General features: G+C 65.8%; 1 protein-coding gene. It reads right to left on the bottom strand.

Annotation, left to right across the window (positions count from 1 at the left end; genetic code table 11):
• Nucleotides 1-149: 149 nt before the first annotated feature.
• A partial coding sequence (locus tag ACWEBX_RS39850; protein ID WP_451889590.1) for a hypothetical protein occupies nucleotides 150-1,881 on the bottom strand: 1,732 nt, incomplete at its 5' end.

Genomic DNA, 1,881 nt, shown 5'->3' with positions numbered 1-1,881 from the left:
GCAGGCTGGTGTGGGGGCCGCCGCTGGCCGCAGATGAGGCTGCTCTGTGGGAACGGTTCACCCGCTGACGTACAGGAACGCCGAAGGGGGTGGCCAGGCGACAGCCTGTCCACCCCCTTCTTCTTGTCCTGTCCCAGGGTTGGGCGGCGTTAGACCTTGCGCCAGATGCAGGTCGTCGCCGTTCCCGAGCAGTGGTTGAAGCCGGGGATGTCGATGAAGAATCCGTCATTGTCCAGCAGTCGCCACACGCTGGGCTGGAGCTTGCTGAACGCGCCCTGGTTCTGCGCGGAGTCGATTGCCGCTCGTCCGCAGCGTTCGGTGCCGGAGGGGCCGTTGGTCGCGGTGCGGGTGTCGGCGAACAGACCGAACGAGGTCGACCCGTCACCGACGCCGTTGAATGCCCAATCCGTGTACAACTGGGCACACTTGCTGCCGTCGGTGACTTGGTTGAGGCCTCCGGGGAATCCGCCGCTCTCGTGGGTTGAGGCCGGGGCGTACTCGTCGCAGTCGGTGCTGCCCACGATCGGATCGGCGGGGTGCTTGGTCCACGTGGTCGGGCACACCACCTTGCGGCTGTCGTCCGAGGACCAGGCCGCGCCGGTGGACGGGTTCTTCACCGCGGTGTCTGGGCCGAGGTAGTGGACCAGGCTGTCCCACTTCTTCGATCCAGCATGGTCGGGCATGCGTTCCTGCATGACCCAGTAGTAGGCGCCGGCTGCCGGGTAGAGGTTGGTGTCGACAGTGAACGTCGGCTTGAAGAAAGGAAACACGCAGCCTGGCGTGAGCGCGCCACGGGTGATGTCGTCGCAGCGGGGGGCAAGTTCGCGTACCGCGCTGATGCCGCTGCTGCCGAAGTCGGCTGTGGCGTTGAGGGAGTTGCTGGCGTCGACGCCGGCGGTGATCGACCAGTCCAGGTCGATCTGCTCCTTTCCGGTGCCGGTCCACCGGGTCACAACGGTTCCCCAACGTCCGGAGTAGTTGCTCGTCGGGTCGTACGTCCAGTGCGCGCCCACGGTCGGGTTGGCGCCGTCGTCGGTCCACTGGATCGGCGCCACGTCACACGCCGAGCAGGACGAGGCGACGTTCCATTTCATCGTGACGCCCTGGAGGGCGGGGTCGATGTAGGTGGGAATGATGACCAACTGCTGGTCGAACTCGGCGAAGTCGCTACCGCTCTCCGACTTGTTCCGGTACGTCTTCATGCGCTGCTCGAAGAGGAACGTGCCGCGCCCGATAGCCGGTTTCTCCGGGTCTGAGTCGAAGAACCAGAGCTCGCCCTCACCCAGGTCCTTCAGGCAGGCTTCGGTGCGGTTCATGTAGTCCAGGCCATCAGCGGCGTTGGTGCACCAGTCGACCAGGTCCACCGCGTCGTTGCCGCCCGGAGTCGGGGACCCCGCCAAAGCCTCAGCGGCATCAGCCGTGAAAGTCTGTGTCGTCTCCCTGGTCTTGCCAGGCTCGGGCGCCTTGGACCGCTTCGCCTTGTCCTTGGTGCTCTTGCCGAGAGTGAAGCACACCCGGCGGTCCTGTTTGTCCGGCTTGGAACAGTCACTCTTGGCGAAGTCCGACAGGGTCGGCTCCGGCGTCGCGGCCAGCGGGGCGTCCGTGGCCGAGCCGTCCGGATCCGTGCGGGTGAGCTCCACCGTCTTCTGCGCCACCGGGTCGATCCCTGACGTCGACTGTGCCACCGGGAACGTCGCGTACGGCTCGATGGTGAACTTCGTCCAGGGTGACCAGGTTGTCTCGTACAGGCTGCCGTCGAAGGCGTTGGTGTGGAACATGTACTGCGTGCGGGGCTTGAGAATCCCGTAGTCGACCTTGACGCCGGCCGGCGACCCCGAAGCCACATACGGCGATACCAGGACACCGTAGGCCTTGGCGTTC

This window comes from Streptomyces sp. NPDC005070, assembly GCF_053600395.1.
Note: the sequence above shows the minus strand (reverse complement) of the source record. Positions and strands in the feature narration are given on the sequence as shown.